Source organism: Streptomyces sp. NPDC033136 (assembly GCF_055578235.1).
Genome location: NZ_JBVIPD010000011.1, coordinates 34,673 through 52,943 on the forward strand (window position 1 = coordinate 34,673; position 18,271 = coordinate 52,943).

Consider the following 18,271-nt stretch of genomic DNA (forward strand, 5'->3'; position numbering starts at 1 on the left):
GCTGCCCCCGCTCTTCCGGCTTGGTCCGGGGGCCAGGTGCGGGACACTCGGGCATGGACAACACACCTGCCCCGGGCACCCTGAGCACGGGCCGTCGTTCGCACCTGGACGAGGCGCTGGAGATCTTCGAAGCGGATCTGAACCCGGGCGACCCCGTGCACCGCAGAGCGGGACAGCTCGCCAATCTCGCGGTCCAGGTACTCGGCGAGTACGCGGACCTCCTCGGCGAGGCCGACCGGCATCTGCCACCAGCCGAGCGCACCCGCGTCGTGTCCGCGCACAAGGAGCGTGCCCTCGAGGGGCTGTCCCGGCTCGCGGAGATCCTCGACATCGAGATCGACGACGCCGACTGACGGACCTTCAAGGGCGCACGTGGGCCGGCTCCGCGACTGCGTCCGTGGACGGTCTCTCGTTCTCGCGATGATCCATCAGGACTGGGTGCTGGGGAGGCGGACCTGATGCCCACGTCGTGACGGGCCTGAAGGCTGTCAGCGGGGCAGTCCTTCCCGCAGACATACGACGGTTCCTGTCAGGGCGGCCGTGTGGAGCGCGGTGAGGGTCGGCAGCGGGGTGGCCAGCCGGGTGGACTCGAGGTCGGTGAGGGCGAACAGGCCGTGCTGGTCGTGTTCGCTGCTGCACGTGACGGTCTGTCCGGGGGCCGGACGGCCGCCGTGGTAGTAGAAGTCGAGCACCGGGCCCGTGCCCTTCACGTCGGCCCGGTGGTCGTAGCCGATGAGCCGGGGCGCCCGGTCCAGGGCGATGCCGGTCTCCTCGTGCAGCTCCCGGCACGCGGCGCCGACGGGGTCCTCCCCGTGGTCGAGCATGCCGCCCGGCAGCCCCCAGAGTCCGACGCCGGGCTGGCCCTCGGCGTAGCGCAGCAGCAGGATCCGGTCCTCGGCGTCGAGGAGCAGCACGCACGACGCGACGATGGTCTGCGGCAGCGTCTTGACCCACTCGTCACGCGGCAGCACGCGGTGTACGTCGGTGGCGGGCACGGTCGTGTCCACGGTGGTGTTCCTTCCGTCGGCCGGGCAGCCCGGGACGAGCTGCCCGAACGGTGGAACGGCTGGACGCGCCGATGGTCACCGGCAGGCGCGGGTCAGGTCCGCGCTGGAGATCCGGGCCCGGGCGGGCCTCGGGTTCCAGACTGGAGAGAAGTACGGGGTGGACGTCAGCGTCGTGCAGCCCCGTGGAGGCCACACGACGTCTACCGGGAGCCCTGCCTCCCTGGCTTCGAGCACAGTGTCCGCGGTGCCGCCGCCCTTGCCGCTCGGAGGCTCTCCGTTCCATACGGCGACGAGACGGGTCGCACGCTTCAGTAGCGTCCGGTTGGCATCCTCGTACGCCGAGCGGTTCGCGGTCTCGTGGTCCAGGACCACGACTTCGGCTGCGGCATCGATGAGCCGGTCGAAGGTCTCTTCGTGATCGGGCTTGACCTTGTTCTGCCGGTAGTCCTGCGACGGAATCACCACGACGAGACGGCCACCGAGCTCGACGACGACCTCGGCGAAGATCGAGTCGGATCCTTTCGCGATGCACGAGACACCAGTCAGGTCGCTGGCGTACGGCTTCAGCGTCTCCCGCAGCGCGTCGCGTACGAGGGGCACGCTGCTGTCGGTCAGGTCCACGTGCCCAGTCACGGCGATCGTGGTCACGTTGCTCCTTCAGCTCGACAGGACTTCGCGGATCCTTGCCCGCGCTTCCCAGACCGTACGCGATGCAGACCGCCCCACCGTGTACGGGTACAGCTGGCCGAGCTGGGTGCGGACGCGGCTTGACCTGGTGCGGGAGGCGGCGTCGACTGCCCGGTGGGTGTGGTCGACAGCGCTGGCCACGTCCCCCATCAGGAAGTGGGATTCTGCGAGTCCGATCAGGTCCAGAGCGTGACTGCGTCCTGCCTCGGAACCGCGGCCAGCGAGGGCGCTCCGGATGTTCTCGGCGGCGGATTCTGCGTGCTGCTGTGGAGTGAGAAGGCCGCGGAGAAGTCGTGCTCTGCCAGGGCGCGCTTGACGTCTTCCCGCCTCGAACGGGTAAGAGCGGTGCTGTTCGGACCGTGCACCCCCGGTCGGCACCGCCGCACCTCCGCGCCGTGCGCGGTGCTCCCCATGCCTTCTCATCAGCCGTCGCCTGAGGTACGGGGCATGCGGCTCATGGCCGTACGCAGTCACCGCCGGGAACGGCAGGTGCCTCCGCCAAGGCTCAGTGTCTTCAGGTCGCAGCCGTCGCCGGGTGGGAGATCGCCTTTGAGGAACCGGTCCATCGCGGTCCGGATGGCGTTCTCGTTGCGGGCGCGAGTCTCGGGACAACGCGTGGCCGTGGCACGGCATGCTGTCTGCCGCCGGTTCCCCCCGGACGGCCAGCGGTCGAGCCCGGTGGGCCGACAGCGGCCAGGGCCTGGTGGCCCGGGTCCCTCCTCGCCGTGCGCGACGCCGGTGGAGTACGCGCCGAGGACGCGTGGGCGCCCACCGTTCGATCGGGCGGCACGCGGCCCCTCGTAGGGTGGATCGCGGCCACCGACGGAGGGAGCCTGCCATGTCAGGCTGGAACACACGGGACATCCCCGACCAGAGCGGCCGCGTCGCCGTCGTCACCGGCGCCAACAGCGGGATCGGGTTCGTCACGGCACGGGAACTGGCCCGCAAGGGCGCGCGGGTGGTGCTCGCGTGCCGCAGCGAGGCCCGGGGCGAGGCGGCCGTGGACCGGCTCCGTGCAGAACTGCCGGAAGCCCGGATCGACCTGGGCCGGCTCGACCTCGGAGACCTCGCCTCCGTACGGGAGTTCGCGGCCGGTTTCCCGCACGAGCGGCTGGACGTGCTCGTCGACAACGCCGGGGTGATGGCGCTGCCGTACGGCACGACGGCGGACGGCTTCGAGACGCAGTTCGGGGTCAACCACCTGGGGCACTTCGCCCTCACCGGGCTGCTGCTGCCCGCGCTGCTGGCGGCGCCGGGGGCCCGGGTCGTGGTCGTCTCCAGCGGGATGCACGCCCTCGCCAACATCGACATCAACGACCTCAACAGCGAGCGGCGCTACCGCCGCTGGATCGCCTACGCCCGTTCCAAGACGGCCAACCTGCTGTTCACGCACGAGCTGGCGCGCCGGGCGGCGGCGCACGGCTCGGACCTGGTGGCGGCCGCGGCCCACCCCGGGTACGCGGCCACCAACCTCCAGACCACCGGACCGGTCGCCGAGGGGCGCCCGGCCGCCGAGCGGCTCGTGCGCATCGCCAACCGGGTCGTCGCGCAGCCGGCCGAGGCGGGCGCGCTGCCGATCCTCTACGCCGCGACGGAACCCGGCGTACGGCCCGACTCCTTCACCGGCCCGCACATCGCCATGTGGCGCGGGGTGCCCGCACCGTCCTGGCGGGCGCCCTGGACACTCAACGACGCGGCGGGGCAGCGGCTGTGGGCCGCGTCCGAGGAGCTGACCGGGGTGACGTACGGCGCTCTGAAGGCTTGACGCTCACAGGGAGACGGCCACCGCGTTGAACGTCGTCTCCGGCACCTGCGGGCTGGTGAAGCGGGCGTTGACCAGGTAGAGGCGGTCGCCGTAGCGGGCGGCGGTGGTGGGGACGTCGAAGCGGGGGTCGGTGATCGTCCTGGTCAGAGTGGCGGTCGTGGCCTTCTTGTCCAGGTTCCAGAAGGTGATCTTGTTGAGGCGGTTCTGGACGACGTACAGGGTGCGGCCGAGGCGGACCAGGCCGTCGCCGCCTGTCACGTCCGTCGCGCCCTTCAGCGTGACCTTGGTGGCGTGGCCGGACCTGAGGTTCACGGTGTACAGCTGCCCCGCGTTGACGACGATCAGGCCCCGGCCGTCGGGGGTGGCGACCAGGCCGTTGGCGCTGTTGGTCCCGGCGGGCGCCTGCACCCACTCGCCGGTGAGCGGGAGGGCGCGGACCTCGCCCCGCCGGCCGCGTGGCACGCCGTGGAGGACGGCCGCACGGGAGTCGGTGAACCAGGCGCGGTCCTCGTGCAGGACGACGTCGTTGATGAACGGAGCGGCGTCCCGGGTGAGCTGGTACGCGGTGAGGAGCTCGCCGGTGCGTGCGTCGACGATCCTCGCCGTGCCTCCGGCGCCCCCGGCCACGTACAGCAGGCCGTCACGGTCCAGCTTCAGGCCGATGGACGCGAGTCCGGCGGCACCTTCGTGCAGGACACCGCCCCTGCCGGTGCGCAGGTCGGTGCGGTAGACCGCGCCGTCGGCGCGCGAGCCCATGTACGCGTACGGCCTGCTGCCTATGGTGATCCCCTCGGGGAGCCAGCCGTCGGGCAGTGGGAACTCGGTCGGCCAGTGGGCGCCGGGAGCGGCCTCCGCCGTGCCGGTGCCGGCGGCCACCGCGAGCGCCGCGACCGCCCCGCCGAGCACGGTCCGCCGGGACGGCTGGGGGTGGTTCCGAGTCATGGTGGGGCCTCCGTGGAAGGAAGGGGGGATGTGACCCGACGAAACGCTGTGACTCGATGAAACGCGAAGTACCCCCGGTACGGCAGTCGAGTCGGTGAAGTCGACAGGAACTCGACAGCGCCCGGCGCGAGTTGGCCACCCCGCTCAGTAGACGATCGACACGATCCGGCACGCCGCCTCGGCGAGCCGCCGGTCCCCTTCGACCCGGGCCCGGGCGAGAGCGTCGGCCGGCTGGACACCCCGGGTGCACAGCCGCCAGGCGGTCTCCGTGTCCAGCTCCACGGTGGCTGCCGGCCGGCTGCCGGAGTCCTCCGCCAGGGACCAGCCGTCCGCACTGGCGGTCACGGTCCAGGTGCCCGCTCCCGGGCCGGTGACCGTCAGCTCCACACGCGTGCCGGCCGGCGCGGCGGTGTCGCGCAGCGTGTGGGGCAGGGCCCGCATGAAGGTGTCCAGGACCAGGGAGAGGGCCCGTGGCTCGGGGTCGGTGCCCAGCCCGGCCGCGTGCCGGATCTGCTGCCGATGCGTCCAGTACTCGGTGAACTCCCGGGCGCAGTCCAGCCACAACGGCGCCGGGTCCACCCCGGCCCAGGACACGCCCAGGGACGGCGCGTCCAGGTCCGCGTGCGCGAAGCGGCGGGCCAGTTCGGTGCCGGCCTCTTCCAGGGCGTCGACGAGTGAGGCCGGGGCCGTGTCCCGGTGGCGGTCGACCCACTGCTGGTTGGCGCGGTGGATGAAGGCCTCCAGGGTCTCGCCAGGCGCGAAGGCGCCGAACTCGCGGCGGCCGAGGCGGGCGGCGCAGTCGCCGAGGACGTGCGCGGTGACGTCGTGGACGGTCCACCCGGGTACGGCGATCCGCGCCCACTCCGTCGGCCCCAGTCCCCGCAACAGCCCCAGCAGGGCCTCCAGTTCGGGACCGAACAGCGCGCGGGCGTCGATCGGAGGGCCCAGCCAGGAGAGCCCGGACCAGTCGTTCGGCTGCGTGACCATGCGCCCAGCCTGCCAGGACCGGGTCCGCCAGGGGGTCGTTCCGCGCTCAGGCCGTGGAGCCGCCGTCCACCACGAGGTCCGTGCCCACCACCGATGCCGCGTCGTCGGAAGCCAGGTACAGCACGGCGGCCGCCGTCTCCTCGACCGTGGAGACCCGGCCGAGCGGGATCGCGGTCCTCATACGCTCCGCGCGTCCGGCCTCCGTCTCGCCCGGCTGGAGCGACATGGGCGTGGCGGTGGCGCCGGGCGACACGGCGTTGATACGGACACCGTCGGCGATGTGGTCCAGGGCGGCGCCGCGCGTGAGGACCGACACCGCCGCCTTGGTGGCGCCGTAGGCGGTGGTGCCGGGGATACGGCCGTGGACGCCGATCCGGGAGGCGATGTTGACGATGGCGCCGCCGCCGGGCTGGGTGCGCATCTGGCGCACCTCGGCCTGCAGGGCGAGCAGGACACCGGTGACGTTGATGTCGAGCATCCGGCGCCAGGCGTCCTCGGGGACGTCCGCGACGGGCTGTCCGCCGGCCTCCAGGACGCCCGCGTTGTTCACCGCCACGTCGAGCGAACCGAAGTGGTCCACGGCGGCGTCGACGAGGGCCTGGACGTCGTCGGCGCGGGTCACGTCGGCGGTGACGGCCAGGGCCTTGCCGCCTGCCGCCTCGACCAGGACCTTCGTCTCGTCCAGGGGTTCTCGACGGCGCCCGGCGACGACGACGTTCGCGCCCTCGGCGGCGAACGCGAGCGCGATCCCGCGCCCGATGCCGGATCCGCCGCCGGTGACGAGGGCGGTCCTGCCGGTGAAGCGGTGGGTCATGGTCTCCCCTATTATTGACTGATCGGTTCAGTATGAGGGTGTGAAAAAGGCGCCTCGCGGGCGCCCGATTCTCAGGCGAGCAGTGCCAGGGCCTGTTCCGCCGCGTCCCGGACCCGGACCGGGTCCGCCGACGCCTTGCCGACGACCCGCAGTCCCTGCATCAGGACGAGCAGCATCCGGGCGAGAGCGCCTGGATCGCGGCCCTCGTCCAGTTCACCCTGTGCCTGCGCACGGAGCAGGGCTGAGTGCAGCAGGGTCTCCAGCTGGTCCCAGCTGTGCTCCACGCGGCGGCACGCGGCCGGGTCGTGCGGGGCCAGCTCGGTGGCCGTGTTGACGACGAAGCAGCCGGTCAGGCGGTGTTCGTCGGCCGCGGACTCGGCGGCGAAACGGCGCACCACCGCCCGTACGGCGGGCAGGGCCGGCCCCGGCCGGGACAGCTCCCGCAGGAGCTGCGGGTCACAGCTCTGCTGGTAGCGGTCCAGCGCCTTCAGGTACAGCTCGTGCTTGTTGCCGAAGGTCGCGTAGATGCTGGCGCGTCCGATGCCGAGGTGCTCGACGAGGTCGGACATCGACGTCGCCTCGTAGCCGCGCCGCCAGAACAGCTCGAGAGCTGCCTGCAGCGCGGCGTCCGGATCGAACTCCTTGGTCCTGGCCACGGAACGGAGCCTAGGCTTTTCTGGAACGACTGGTCAAGTGATCCGGGGTTCCGCCTGCTCGGCCGGGTGGGACAGTTCCACGCCGCGGCTGCTCACCGTCAGGGATGCGGCCACCGAGGGATAGCCGGTCGCGATGCCCGTGTACTCGCCGCTGTCCAGGTCGATGAAGGCGTAGGCGCCGTCCGCCTCCGTGACGGCCGCGCCGACCACGTTGCCCGCCGCGTCCACGAGTAAAGATTCGATTTATCCGGCCGGGAACGCACCGCGCGCAGGATCCCCGCCGGCAGCCGTAGCCGGGCGGGAATCCTGCGCGCGGTTGTTCGTTCCGGACGGACCGTCAGGCGGTGCGCACCTTGTACGTCGCCACCTGTACCTCCTCGTCGTCCAGGCACTGCCCGGACGTCAGGTCGAAGCGCTGCTTCAGCAGGGGCGAGGCGACGAACGGGCGGCCCTGGTGGGTGCCGGTCAGGCCGCGGGAGAGGACCGCCGCGCCGGTGAACGGGTCGCGGTTGTCGATGGCGAACAGCTCACCGGTGCGGTCCCGGAAGACCGCCGCCTGGCGGCCGTCCGGCAGCAGTGCCGCCACCCCGCGGCCCGGGAGCAGCATGCTGAGGTCGCAGACCGTGAACCAGTGGCCGTCCAGAGCGAGTTCGACCTTCAGATCGGTGGTCTCGGGTGCCAGGGTCATCGCTGGGCGCTTCCTTCCAGAACGTCGGCGGGTCGCATACCGATGGACAGCAGCGGCAAGTCGGGCTTCATCTGGTCGCGCTCGGGCACGAAGGCGACGACCGGGTCCGGGGTGTCCGGCGCGTTCACGAAGGACACGAACCGGGCCAGCTTCTCGGGGTCGTTGATGGTCTCGGCCCACTCGTCGCGGTAGTGCGCGACATGCGCCCGCATCAGCTGCTCCAGCTCGTCGCAGATGCCGAGCGTGTCGTGCACCACGACGTCCCGCACGTGGTCCAGACCGCCCGGGATCCGCTCCAGCCAGGTCGAGGTGCGCTCCAGGCGGTCGGCCGTACGGATGTAGAACATCAGGAACCGGTCGATCAGGCGGACCAGTTCGGCGTCCGACAGGTCCTGCGCGAGCAGGTCGGCGTGGCGGGGCGTGGCGCCGCCGTTGCCGCCGACGTACAGGTTCCAGCCGTTGGCGGTGGCGATCACGCCGAAGTCCTTCGACTGGGCCTCGGCGCACTCGCGCTGGCAGCCGGAGACGGCCGACTTCAGCTTGTGCGGGGAGCGCAGGCCCCGGTAGCGCAGCTCCAGGTCGATCGCCATGCGGACGGAGTCCTGGACGCCGTAGCGGCACCAGGTCTGCCCGACGCAGGACTTCACCGTGCGCAGCGACTTGCCGTAGGCGTGGCCGGACTCGAAGCCGGCGTCCACCAGGCGGGCCCAGATCAGCGGCAGTTGCTCGACGCGGGCGCCGAACATGTCGATCCGCTGACCGCCGGTGATCTTCGTGTAGAGGCCGAAGTCGCGGGCGATCTCGCCGATCACGATCAGCTTCTCCGGGGCGATCTCGCCGCCGGGGATACGGGGGACGACCGAGTACGAGCCGTTCTTCTGCAGGTTGGCCAGGAAGTGGTCGTTGGTGTCCTGCAGGGCCGCCTGCTCGCCGTCCAGGACGTAGCCGCTGGCGCCGATCGTCGGGGCGAGGGAGGCGATGATCGAGCCGACGGCCGGCTTGCAGATCTCGCAGCCGTCGCCGCCCCGGGCCTCCTCGCGGCCGTAGCGGTCCAGCAGGTCCTGGTAGGTGTTGATGCGCAGGGCGAGGACGATCTCGTACAGCTCCTCGCGGGTCTGCCCGAAGCAGCCGCACAGGCCCTTGTCGACCTCGATGCCGCTGGCCTCCAGCTCGGCGTTGACGAGCTGGCCGAGGACCTTGACGCAGGAGCCGCAGCCGGTGCCGGCCTTGGTGCACTTCTTCACCTCGGGCACGGTCGTGCACTGGTGGTCGGTGACCGCGCCGCGGATCGTGCCCTTGGAGACGTTGTGGCAGGAGCAGATGATCGCGTCGTCCGGCAGCGCGGACGGGCCGAGCTGGACGGACTCCCCGGCGCCGGCCGGCAGTACGAGCGACTCGGGGGCGACCGGCGGGACCGAGCCGGTGAACGCCTTCAGCGTGCCGTACGCCTCCGCGTCGCCGACCAGGATGCCGCCCAGCAGCGTGCCGTCGCGACCGATGACCAGTTTCTTGTACAGGCCGGCGCGGGAGTCGGAGTAGACGACGTCCAGGCAGTCCTCGGCGGTGCCGTGCGCGTCACCGAAGGACGCCACGTCCACACCGAGCAGCTTCAGCTTGGTGGAGAGGTCGGCGCCGGTGAAGGCCGACTCGTCCTCGGCGATCGTCGCCGCCACGGTCTCGGCCTGCTCGTAGCCGGGGGCCACCAGGCCGTACACCCGGCCGTCGGAGGCCAGCGCGCACTCGCCGATCGCGAACACGTGCGGGTCACAGACCGTACGGCACTGCTCGTCGACCGTGATGCCGCCGCGCTCGCCGACGGTCAGACCGCAGTCGCGGGCCAGCTGGTCGCGGGGGCGGACACCGGCGGAGAACACCACCATGTCGGTGGCGAGTGCGGAACCGTCGGACAGCTTCATGCCGGTGACGGCACCGTCCTCGCCGACGATGATCTCCTGCGTGCCGACGCCCGTGTGGACGCTCAGGCCCATCTCCTCGATGGTGCGCAGCAGGGCGGCGCCACCGCCCTCGTCCACCTGGACGGGCATCAGCCGGGGCGCGAACTCCACGATGTGTGAGGTCAGTCCGAGACCCTTCAGCGCCCCCGCTGCCTCCAGGCCGAGCAGACCGCCGCCGACCACGGCACCCACCCGGGCCCGGCTCTTGGCGTACTCCTCGATCGCGAGGAGGTCCTCGATCGTGCGGTAGACGAAACAGCCCTCGGCGTCCTTGCCCGGGACCGGCGGCACGAAGGGGTAGGAGCCGGTGGCCAGGACGAGGACGTCGTAGTCGACGACGAGACCGGAGCGGGCCGTCACCTTCCGCGTCTCGCGGTCGACGGTCTCGGCCGGGTCGCCGACGTGCAGCTCGATGCCGTGGTCCTCGATGAACCGCATGTCCGTCATGGACAGGTCGTCCGGGGTCTTGCCCGAGAAGTACGAGGTGAGCTGCACACGGTCGTAGGCCGGGCGTGGCTCCTCACAGAGCACGACCACGCGGTGCGTGGCGGTCAGGCCGCGCTCGGCGAGCGCTTCGAGGAAGCGCTGGCCGACCATGCCGTGGCCGACGAGCACGATCGTGGGGGTCGCCCCCGGGGTGGCCGTCATCAAGAGCCTCCGTCGTTGGTGAGCAGGTGGAGCAGGGGGCCGCCGTCGGAGGGGAGCGGCTCTGCTCCCTCCCAGGCGCGGGCGAGCGCGCCGACCGTGCCGAGTTCGCCCACGAGGACCCCGCCGACCAGGCGGTCGTCGCGGACGACGACCTTGCGGTAGGTGCCGCGGGTGGCATCGGTGAGCTGGACGACGTCGTCGCCCGGGAGCGCCTCGGTCTCACCGAACGCGGCGAGGTCGAAGGGACTGTCCTGCCCGTTCAGCGTGAGCCGGGTCAGGGAGCGCGTGCCGGTGTACCGGGCGGCCCCGTCGCCGGCCAGCAGTTCCGCGAGCGCGTCGGCCTGTTCCAGCGCGGGAGTGGCGAGCCCGTAGAGGACGCCCCCGTGCTGGGCGCAGTCGCCGATCGCGTGGATGTGCGGGTCGGAGGTGCGCAGCTCGTCGTCGACGACGACACCCTTGCGGACGTCGAGGCCGGCGGCCTGCGCGAGACCCACCCGGGGGCGGACGCCGCAGGCCACGACGACGAGGTCGGCGTCGAGCGCGTACCCGTCGGCCATCTCCACGGAGCGGACGGCGCCGCCGACGCAGCGCACGTCCCGGACGCGGCACTCGGTGTGCACCTCGACGCCCAGGTCGGTCAGGTGCCGCTTGACGAGCTTCGAGGCGGCCGGGTCGAGCTGGCGCTCCATCAGCCGCTCGGACTGTTGGGCCAGCACCACCTGGGCGCCGCGCAGGGCGAGCGCGCGGGCGGCGGAGACCCCGAGGAGCCCCCCGCCGATCACAACCGCCTTCGCACCCGGCCGGACCGCCTTGGACAGGCCGAGGCAGTCGTCCATGGTGCGGAACGCGTGGACGCCCTCGGGCAGTGCGTGCTGCTCGTCGGTCCCGGTGAACAGCCCGCGCAGGGGCGGCAGCACGGGGTTGGATCCGGTGGCGAGGACCAGCCGGTCGTATGCGATCACCGTGCCGTCGGCGCACTCGACGGTCCGCCCGCCGCGGTCGATGCCGACGACCCGCCCGCGTGTGGCCTGCGCGGGCGCCGGCAGGGCGATCACCTCGGGGCTGTACCGTCCGGCCAGCACCTCGGCGAGCAGCACCCGGTTGTACGGCCGGTGCTCCTCCTCGCCGATCAGCAACGCGGGCGTGCCGAGCTCACCGAGCCGCCGGGCGAGCCGTACGCCGGCGAGGCCGGTGCCGATCACCACCACACGCTCATTCGAGGTCATGTCCTTGAGCGTGCGGTGCCGGTGTTACCCGGCAGCATCGCCTCTGTTTCCCGCGGGGAACGCTGCCCTCAGCGGGGAGGGGGTGGGGGTGTGAGGGTTCCTGACGTGCGGTGACGGGGGCTGTGAGGGGCGTCGCGCCGGCATGGCACCGGCATGGCACCGGCATCGCACAGGGGCGCGATCATGCCTGGTGCGGCGCTGACCATGATCGTCCTGCTGTCCTCAGCCGGCCGCGCCCCGCCGCAGATCCAGCAGCTCGATCGTCCCGGTGCCGTCCTCGTCGCCGTGTCCCTGGGCCAGCCGCCGCTCCATCAGCGCCATGTACGGCGTCAGCAGCTCCGGGCTGACCCGCTGCTCCTCGGCCGTGCGCAGCAGGGTGGCGTTGCCCGCGACCTGCATGGCTAGATTGGAGACGACGTCGCGGGTGTAGTCGCCGCTCTGCAACTGGCCAGCCGTCTGGTGCGCGGCCGGGGCCATCGCGGACAGCCACTCCACGAGCAGCGGCGCGAAGTCCTTCGGCGCGATGTCCTCCGGCCGGATCAGCGCGAAGGCGTGCGTGATCCCCGCGAACATGCCGGTCATCGCGCTCAGCAGCGCCACGTCGTGCAGCGCGGCGAACCCCGGGTCGGCCCCGACGTAGCGGGTGCCGGCCGGGACCGCGAGGGTGTCCCGGTGCTCCTCGAACAGCTCGGGGGAGCCGCTGTACAGGACATACCCGCCGGACTCCGGGAGCCCGATCATCGGCGGTACGGCCATGATCCCGCCGTCCAGGAAACGGGCGCCGCGCGCCTCGGCCCAGGTGGCGCGCGCACGGCCCTCGCCGGGGGTGCCGGTGGTCAGATTGACGAGGTCCCGCCCCGCGAGACCGGCCCCGTCGAACGCCTCACCCACGGAGGCGTCGTCGAGCAGGCAGGCGATCACCAGGCGGTTCGCCGCCACGGCCTCGGCGGCGCTCGCGGCTACCACGGCGCCCTCGGCGGCGAGGGCCCGAGCGCGGGCGGGCGTGCGGTTCCAGACGGTCACCTCGTGCCCGGCGGCGAGCCAGGCGCGGGCGAGGGCGGTGCCCATGGCACCGGTGCCGAGCAGGGTGAGCGGGGTGCGGTGGACAACTGAGGTGTCGGTCATGGCGTTTAGGCTCGTCGTAGGGGAAGCGTCCGCTCAAGTACGCACTCCGAAGTGGGTGGTTACCCTGGGGGAAGGATCCAGGCAGGGGAAGGGGAGGGCTCGGGCATGGGGACGACGGGGCGGCGGCCGGGGGCGTACGTCTGCGGGATCGACGCCGCGATGGACGTGATCGGCGGCAAGTGGAAGGTGCTGATCCTCTGGGCGCTGCACGAGCGCCCCCGCCGTTTCGGCGAGCTGCGGCGCGAACTGCCGGGGATCACCGAGAAGGTGCTCGCCTCGCATCTGCGGGAGATGGAGGCCGACGGCCTGGTGCACCGCGAGGCGTACGACGAGGTGCCGCCGCGGGTGGAGTACGCGCTGACGCCCCGGGGCGTGTCCCTGAACGAGGCGCTGGAACCGCTGGGGGAGTGGGGGAGGGCCAACGTCCTGGACGGGTCACCGGCTGCCGGTCAGGTGCGCGAAGACGACGACGTTCCCCTGGTACCCGGTGCCGCGTGAGTAGCCGCCGCCGCAGGTGATGACCCGCAACTCGGGGCGGCGGGCCGGGCCGTAGACCTTCTCGTCCGGGAAGTCCCGCGCGGCGTACACCTCGACGGCGTCCACGGTGAACACCGCGACGCCGCCGTCCCGCCGGTCCACCTCGATCGTGCTGCCCTTGGCCAGGGCACCGAGGGCGTAGAAGACGGCGGGCCCGTCGGCGTTGTCGACGTGCCCGGCGACGATCGCGGTGCCCCGCTCGCCCGGGGTGGCGCCGGACGCGTACCAGCCGGCGAGGTTCCTCCGCGCGGCGGGCGGTACCTCGAGGCTGCCGGTCTTCGTCAGGCCGAGGCCGGTCAGGGGCGCGTTCACCCCGATCGCCGGGATGCGGACGCGGTCCGGCGGCGAGGGCGGCAGCCCGGGGGCGGCGGGCCGCTCACCCGCCCGGCCGTCCAGCCCGGCGCCGGCCTGCGCGGCGGACGGCTGCGGCGGGGCGTGCGTCTCGGCGCCGGGGCGCAGCAGCCACGCCCCGGTGCACAGGGCGAACGCCGTGAGGGCCGCCATGGCCGCGTCGGCGGGGTTGCCGCACCCGCCGCCGAACCCGGGGAACCCGCGCATACCCGACCCCTTTCCCGATCTCCCCCGGCGTGCGCGGGAGTCCCGCCCCGTGCCCCCTCCGGGCCGCGAGGGGCGTCGGACCCGGAGGGGGAGGGGACATGCGGTACCGGGGACGGACAGCGGAGGGTGTCCGTCAGATCCCGTCGCCTCTCGCCCGGCGATGCAGGAGCCAGGTACCGCCCGCGGCGGCGACGGCAAGGGCCGCCACACCGGCCGCGGTCTGCACGGGATCGGTACCCAGAGCGCCACCGACCCCTGTCTTCACACTCCCCCGGGGATGCACCTGCTCGTGCACCGGCGTCAGCGTGACCACCAGATCCCCGGTGACCCGCCGGCCACTGCCGGCGCACGTCGCGGTGATCTCGTACGTCGCCGGCTGCGCGCTCGGCGGCACCCGGAAGCGCCCGGCCGGGTCCTGCTTCTGCGGGCCCGGCGTGAGGCTCAGGAAACCGGCCCCGACCGCGCTGGCGTCGCCCGTCGCCGAACCGCCGTCACCGCAGGCCGCCGTGCGCACGGTGACCTGCCCGCCCGGCACCACCGACGCCGGGGACAGCTCCAGGTCACCGGCGGGCGCGCCGTACGCGGGGGCGGCGGCGAGAGCCGCGGCGGCGACGGCGAGCGCGGTACCGGTCAGGGGCCGGGCGGTACGTCGCATCGGTGCTCCTTCGAGCGGTTCGGTCGTGCGCCTGCCCTTCCGAGGTAACGGGCAGCGGGACGACCGCGCTTTCTGAGGCAGCGTCAGAATTGGGGTGAACGGGTGTCAGGAGCGGCGGGGCTGACGGTCCGGCAGGGGGCGTTTCGGCAGGTCGCGGGCGGTCGGCGCGTGGTGGCGCGGAAGAGCCCGGCAGGCGCGTGTGAACGGGTGACCCGGGGGCGCGCCCCGGCGCTTGACCTCAAGGAAGGTTGAGGTATGAGGCTGTGCCGCATGACCACCACCACGGCCGGTACGGCCGCTCCGCAGCCCGTGACCGATCCCCTCCGCGTGACCCTCGTCGTCGGCAGCAACCGCCACGGCCGCTTCGGCCCGGTCGTCGCCGACTGGCTTCTCGGCCGCATCCGGGACCGGGACGACCTGGTCGCCGAGGTCGTGGACGTCGCCGGGGCCGCGCTGCCGACCTCCTTCGAGCGGACCCCCGAGGCGACGGCCGCGCTGTCCGGCATCACCCCGAAGCTGGCCCGTGCGGACGCCTTCGTGGTCCTCACCCCCGAGTACAACCACTCCTTCCCGGCGGGCCTGAAGAACCTCGTCGACTGGCACTACGCCGAGTGGCGGGCCAAGCCCGTCGCCCTGGTCTCCTACGGCGGACTGGCCGGCGGCCTGCGCGCCGCGGAGCACCTCCGCCAGGTCTTCGCCGAACTCCACGCCGTGACGGTCCGCGACACGGTCTCCTTCCACAACGCCGGCGCCTCGTTCGACGGCGAGGGCACCCTGCGCGACCCGTCGGGCCCGGACGCCGCGGCCAAGACCATGCTGGACCAACTGGTGTGGTGGGGCCGGGCGTTGCGGGAGGCCCGGGAGAGGCGTCCGTACGGGGGCTGACACCGGGCAGGGAGGGGCGGAATCACGCGCCCGTCGGGCCCGCGCCGCCCGGTGGCGGCGGTCTGCGCCGGCTCGCCGCCCGCCGGGCCCGCCGCCCGTCAGGCCTGCGCCGCCCGTCGGGCCTGCGCCGCCCGTCGGGCCTGCGCCGCCCGTCGGGCCTGCGCCGCCCGTCGGGCCTGCCCCGCCCGTCACTCCCACCCCACGTCAGGCCCGTCCCGCCTCGTCCGTCACCGCCGACGCCGCCCCCGCCACTCCCCGCCCTCCACCCGCCGCCCGGCACCCCGCAGCCGTTCGGCGACAGCGGGCGCGGCGACGTACACCCAGGCCCGGACAGCCGCCCCGTCCGCCTCCCGTACGACCTTCCGCTCCACGCGCAGGTACAGGCTGCTCGGATCGCCCGGCACGTACTCCTCCAGCCGGTCCAGCTCGGCGAGCAGCCCCGCGTACGCCTCCGGCAGCGCGGTCACCAGCTCTCCGCCGACCGTGCCGCCGCCGGGCTCCTCGACCGCGTAGGGATAGCCCGGCCCGTGGTACAGCACCGTCCCCGAGAGCCGCCCGGGTTCCGCGGAGCGGGTGCGGCCGCGCAGGAAGAGGTCGTGGTTGACCTCGCCGGGGCGGAGGGTGCCGTAGACGAAGAAGGGCAGGGTCACAGGAACGATTCTGCACCCTCACGCACCTCCACAGCGGAGCTATGAACATGCCATGTCCGTGCCGACTTGACTCGCGGTCAACATCAACACCGCACCCGGTCGACCCCACTCGACCGGGTGCGCCCGCATGAGGAGACCGATGAGTCGGATACGTCATGTCCGCGGCTCCCGTCTCGCCCTCCCCGGTGCGGCCGTCACCGGCACCACCGCCCTGGTGGCCGCCGCGCTCTCCCCGACCGCCGGAGCGGCCGACAGGCCGACCAGGGCCGCGGTGATCGAGGAGGCCGGGACGGCCTCGCGGACCGGGCCGGGGCCCTGGGTCTGACCCCGGCCCAGGGCACGAAGGCCCGCTTCCGGCCACGCCTACCGCTCGACCGCTTCCAGCCGCACCGCGCACGCCTTGAACTCCGGCATCCGGGAGGTCGGGTCCAGCGCGGGGTTGGTGAGGGAGTTGGCGCGGCCCTCGCCCGGCCAGTGGAACGGCATGAAGACGGTGTCGGGCCGGATGGCGTTCGTGATCCTCGCGGGCGCCACGGCCCGGCCCCGCCGTGACACGACGGCGACCGGATCGCCCTCGGCCGCCCCGAGGCGGGCCGCGAGCCGGGGGTGCAGCTCCACGAACGCCCCGGGCGCGGCGGCGTTCAGCTCCGCCACGCGCCGCGTCTGCGCCCCGGACTGGTACTGCGCCACGACCCGGCCGGTGGTGAGCAGCACGGGGTACTCGTCGTCGGGTTCCTCGGCGATCGCGCGGTGCGAGACGGGGACGAACCGGGCCCGGCCGTCGGGGGTGGCGAAGCGGTCGAGGAAGAGGCGGGGCGTGCCGGGGTGGTGGTCCTCCCCGGCGGGCGGCCCGGCCGCCGGGCAGGGCCAGAACACCCCGTTCTCCTCGGCCAGCCTCCGGTACGTGATCCCCGAGTAGTCGGCCGGCCCGCCCGCGGACGCCCGGCGGAGTTCCTCGAAGACCTCCTCCGCGTCCGTCGGGAAGCCCTTCTCCACGCCGAGGCGGGCGGCCAGTTCGTGCATGACTTCCAGGTCGCTGCGGACGCCGTCGGGCGGGGTGATCGCCCGGCGGCGGAGCAGCACCCTGCCCTCCAGGTTCGTCGTCGTGCCCGTCTCCTCGGCCCACTGCGTGACCGGCAGGACCACGTCCGCGAGCTCCGCCGTCTCCGACAGCACCACGTCACAGACGGCCAGGAACTCCAGCGACCTGATGCGCTCCTCGATGTGCGCGGCACGCGGCGCCGACACCACCGGGTTGGACGCCATCAGCAGCAGGGACCTGATGTCCGTGCCCAGCGCGTCCAGCAGCTCGTAGGCGCTGCGCCCCGGCCCCGGCAGGCTGTCCGGGTCCACGCCCCACACCTCGGCGACATGCCGCCGCGCCGCCGGGTCGTCGAGCTTGCGGTAGCCCGGCAACTGGTCGGCCTTCTGCCCGTGTTCGCGCCCGCCCTGCCCGTTTCCCTGCCCGGTCAGGCAGCCGTACCCGGACCGCGGGCGGCCCGCCCGGCCGGTCGCCAGGCACAGGTTGATCCACGCGCCGACCGTGTCCGTGCCCTTGGACTGCTGCTCGGGCCCGCGGGCGGTGAGCACCATCGCCGACTCCGGCTCGCAGAACATCCGCACGGTCTCCCGCAGCTGGGGAACGGACACCCCCGTGATCCGCTCCACGTACTCCGGCCAGTGCGCCATGGCGGCGGCCCGCGCGTCCTCCCAGCCGGCCGTGCGCTCCCGGACGTACTCCTCGTCCACCCGCCCTTCGGCGATCACGAGGTGCAGCAGACCCAGCGCCAGCGCCAGGTCCGTGCCCGGCCGGGGCGCGAGGTGCAGGTCCGCCTGCTCGGCGGTCCTGGTGCGGCGCGGGTCGATGACGACCAGCGTGCCGCCGTTCTCCTTCAGCTCGGTGAAGAACCGCAGCGACGGCGGCATGGTCTCCGCCAGGTTCGACCCGACGAGGATCACACAGCCCGACTTCGGGATGTCCTCCAGCGGGAAGGGCAGCCCGCGGTCGAGACCGAAGGCCTTGATGCCGGCGGCGGCCGCCGACGACATGCAGAACCGGCCGTTGTAGTCGATCTGGGACGTGCCGAGCACGACCCGCGCGAACTTGCCGAGCGTGTACGCCTTCTCGTTCGTCAGCCCGCCCCCGCCGAACACCCCGACCGCGTCCGGCCCGTGTTCCCTGCGCGTCCGGCGCAGCTGGGCCACGATCCGGCCCAGCGCCTCGTCCCAGGAGGCGGGCACCAGCGTGCCGCCCTCGTCGCGCACCAGCGGCGAGGTCAGACGGACGTTCCTCGCGAGCACCGCAGGCGCCGTACGGCCCTTGCCGCACAGCGCGCCCCGGTTCACCGGGAAGTCCGCACGCTCACTCACCTCGACGGTCCCGTCCGGCGCGGGGGTGAGGTTCATCCCGCACTGCAGGGCGCAGTACGGGCAGTGCGTGGGGATGGCGGTGTTCTGCATACCGTTCAGCGTGCTTCGCCCGTGTT

Annotated in this window: 19 protein-coding genes and 1 pseudogene; 5 read left to right on the forward strand and 15 right to left on the reverse strand. The window is 73.0% G+C overall.

Features of this window, described 5'->3' with window-relative positions; genetic code table 11:
- Positions 1 to 53 precede the first annotated feature (53 nt).
- Complete coding sequence (locus ACZ5TL_RS21305; protein WP_399169868.1) at positions 54 to 353, forward strand: hypothetical protein; 300 nt, start codon at positions 54 to 56, stop codon at positions 351 to 353.
- 135 nt (positions 354 to 488) lie between these two features.
- On the opposite strand, the gene ACZ5TL_RS21310 is transcribed toward ACZ5TL_RS21305, so the two are convergent.
- On the reverse strand, positions 489 to 1,007 hold the full coding sequence (locus tag ACZ5TL_RS21310) for an NUDIX hydrolase (RefSeq protein ID WP_468591625.1): 519 nt from the start codon (positions 1,005 to 1,007) through the stop codon (positions 489 to 491).
- A 186-nt stretch (positions 1,008 to 1,193) separates the two neighbouring features.
- A pseudogene (locus ACZ5TL_RS21315) lies at positions 1,194 to 1,655 on the reverse strand (hypothetical protein); the annotation flags it as partial.
- An 877-nt stretch (positions 1,656 to 2,532) separates the two neighbouring features.
- On the opposite strand from ACZ5TL_RS21315, the gene ACZ5TL_RS21320 reads away from it, so the two are divergent.
- Positions 2,533 to 3,459 carry an oxidoreductase gene (locus ACZ5TL_RS21320; protein ID WP_468591626.1) on the forward strand — a complete coding sequence of 309 codons (927 nt, stop codon included), beginning with the start codon at positions 2,533 to 2,535 and terminating at the stop codon, positions 3,457 to 3,459.
- 3 nt (positions 3,460 to 3,462) lie between these two features.
- Here the strand turns inward: ACZ5TL_RS21320 and ACZ5TL_RS21325 are convergent, their stop codons facing one another.
- From ACZ5TL_RS21325 to ACZ5TL_RS21365, 9 genes are all read right to left on the reverse strand, one after another.
- Entirely contained in the window at positions 3,463 to 4,401 is a 939-nt protein-coding gene (locus ACZ5TL_RS21325) for an SMP-30/gluconolactonase/LRE family protein (protein WP_468591627.1), read from the reverse strand.
- Positions 4,402 to 4,545: 144 nt separating this feature from the next.
- Positions 4,546 to 5,388, reverse strand: coding sequence for a maleylpyruvate isomerase family mycothiol-dependent enzyme (locus tag ACZ5TL_RS21330; RefSeq protein ID WP_468591629.1), 843 nt, complete (start codon positions 5,386 to 5,388; stop codon positions 4,546 to 4,548).
- Positions 5,389 to 5,434: 46 nt separating this feature from the next.
- Complete coding sequence (locus ACZ5TL_RS21335; RefSeq protein ID WP_468591631.1) at positions 5,435 to 6,202, reverse strand: SDR family NAD(P)-dependent oxidoreductase; 768 nt, start codon at positions 6,200 to 6,202, stop codon at positions 5,435 to 5,437.
- Between the two features lie 71 nt (positions 6,203 to 6,273).
- Positions 6,274 to 6,858 carry a TetR/AcrR family transcriptional regulator gene (locus ACZ5TL_RS21340; RefSeq protein ID WP_468591632.1) on the reverse strand — a complete coding sequence of 195 codons (585 nt, stop codon included), beginning with the start codon at positions 6,856 to 6,858 and terminating at the stop codon, positions 6,274 to 6,276.
- Positions 6,859 to 6,891: 33 nt separating this feature from the next.
- Positions 6,892 to 7,086, reverse strand: a complete 195-nt coding sequence (locus tag ACZ5TL_RS21345; protein WP_468591633.1) for a hypothetical protein — start codon at positions 7,084 to 7,086, stop codon at positions 6,892 to 6,894.
- 109 nt (positions 7,087 to 7,195) lie between these two features.
- On the reverse strand, positions 7,196 to 7,546 hold the full coding sequence (gene nirD, locus ACZ5TL_RS21350; protein ID WP_468591634.1) for a nitrite reductase small subunit NirD: 351 nt from the start codon (positions 7,544 to 7,546) through the stop codon (positions 7,196 to 7,198).
- Positions 7,543 to 10,149: a nitrite reductase large subunit NirB gene (gene nirB / locus ACZ5TL_RS21355; protein WP_468591635.1), complete on the reverse strand. Its 2,607-nt coding sequence runs from the start codon at positions 10,147 to 10,149 to the stop codon at positions 7,543 to 7,545. Before nirB ends, nirD begins: the two co-directional genes overlap by 4 nt.
- Positions 10,149 to 11,375, reverse strand: a complete 1,227-nt coding sequence (locus ACZ5TL_RS21360; protein ID WP_468591637.1) for an NAD(P)/FAD-dependent oxidoreductase — start codon at positions 11,373 to 11,375, stop codon at positions 10,149 to 10,151. The genes nirB and ACZ5TL_RS21360 overlap by 1 nt, the downstream gene beginning before the upstream one ends.
- Positions 11,376 to 11,597: 222 nt before the next feature.
- Positions 11,598 to 12,500, reverse strand: coding sequence for an NAD(P)-dependent oxidoreductase (locus ACZ5TL_RS21365; RefSeq protein WP_468591638.1), 903 nt, complete (start codon positions 12,498 to 12,500; stop codon positions 11,598 to 11,600).
- A gap of 105 nt (positions 12,501 to 12,605) precedes the next feature.
- Here ACZ5TL_RS21365 and ACZ5TL_RS21370 point away from each other — a divergent pair, with 105 nt between their 5' ends.
- Positions 12,606 to 12,998, forward strand: coding sequence for a winged helix-turn-helix transcriptional regulator (locus ACZ5TL_RS21370; RefSeq protein WP_468591640.1), 393 nt, complete (start codon positions 12,606 to 12,608; stop codon positions 12,996 to 12,998).
- On the opposite strand, the gene ACZ5TL_RS21375 is transcribed toward ACZ5TL_RS21370, so the two are convergent.
- Both ACZ5TL_RS21375 and ACZ5TL_RS21380 read right to left on the reverse strand, forming a co-directional pair.
- Positions 12,936 to 13,595 (reverse strand): class F sortase, encoded by a 660-nt coding sequence (locus ACZ5TL_RS21375; RefSeq protein WP_468591642.1) that lies wholly within the window; start codon positions 13,593 to 13,595, stop codon positions 12,936 to 12,938. The genes ACZ5TL_RS21370 and ACZ5TL_RS21375 overlap by 63 nt on opposite strands.
- A 133-nt stretch (positions 13,596 to 13,728) precedes the next feature.
- On the reverse strand, positions 13,729 to 14,250 hold the full coding sequence (locus ACZ5TL_RS21380) for a hypothetical protein (protein ID WP_468591643.1): 522 nt from the start codon (positions 14,248 to 14,250) through the stop codon (positions 13,729 to 13,731).
- 270 nt (positions 14,251 to 14,520) lie between these two features.
- Between ACZ5TL_RS21380 and ACZ5TL_RS21385 the strand changes: the two genes are divergently transcribed.
- Positions 14,521 to 15,135, forward strand: coding sequence for an NADPH-dependent FMN reductase (locus tag ACZ5TL_RS21385; protein WP_468591644.1), 615 nt, complete (start codon positions 14,521 to 14,523; stop codon positions 15,133 to 15,135).
- Between the two features lie 227 nt (positions 15,136 to 15,362).
- On the opposite strand, the gene ACZ5TL_RS21390 is transcribed toward ACZ5TL_RS21385, so the two are convergent.
- Positions 15,363 to 15,785: a gamma-glutamylcyclotransferase family protein gene (locus ACZ5TL_RS21390; protein WP_468591645.1), complete on the reverse strand. Its 423-nt coding sequence runs from the start codon at positions 15,783 to 15,785 to the stop codon at positions 15,363 to 15,365.
- 139 nt (positions 15,786 to 15,924) lie between these two features.
- On the opposite strand from ACZ5TL_RS21390, the gene ACZ5TL_RS21395 reads away from it, so the two are divergent.
- Positions 15,925 to 16,110: a hypothetical protein gene (locus ACZ5TL_RS21395; protein WP_468591647.1), complete on the forward strand. Its 186-nt coding sequence runs from the start codon at positions 15,925 to 15,927 to the stop codon at positions 16,108 to 16,110.
- 38 nt (positions 16,111 to 16,148) lie between these two features.
- Here the strand turns inward: ACZ5TL_RS21395 and ACZ5TL_RS21400 are convergent, their stop codons facing one another.
- Positions 16,149 to 18,245, reverse strand: coding sequence for a molybdopterin oxidoreductase family protein (locus ACZ5TL_RS21400; protein ID WP_468591648.1), 2,097 nt, complete (start codon positions 18,243 to 18,245; stop codon positions 16,149 to 16,151).
- Positions 18,246 to 18,271 lie beyond the last annotated feature (26 nt).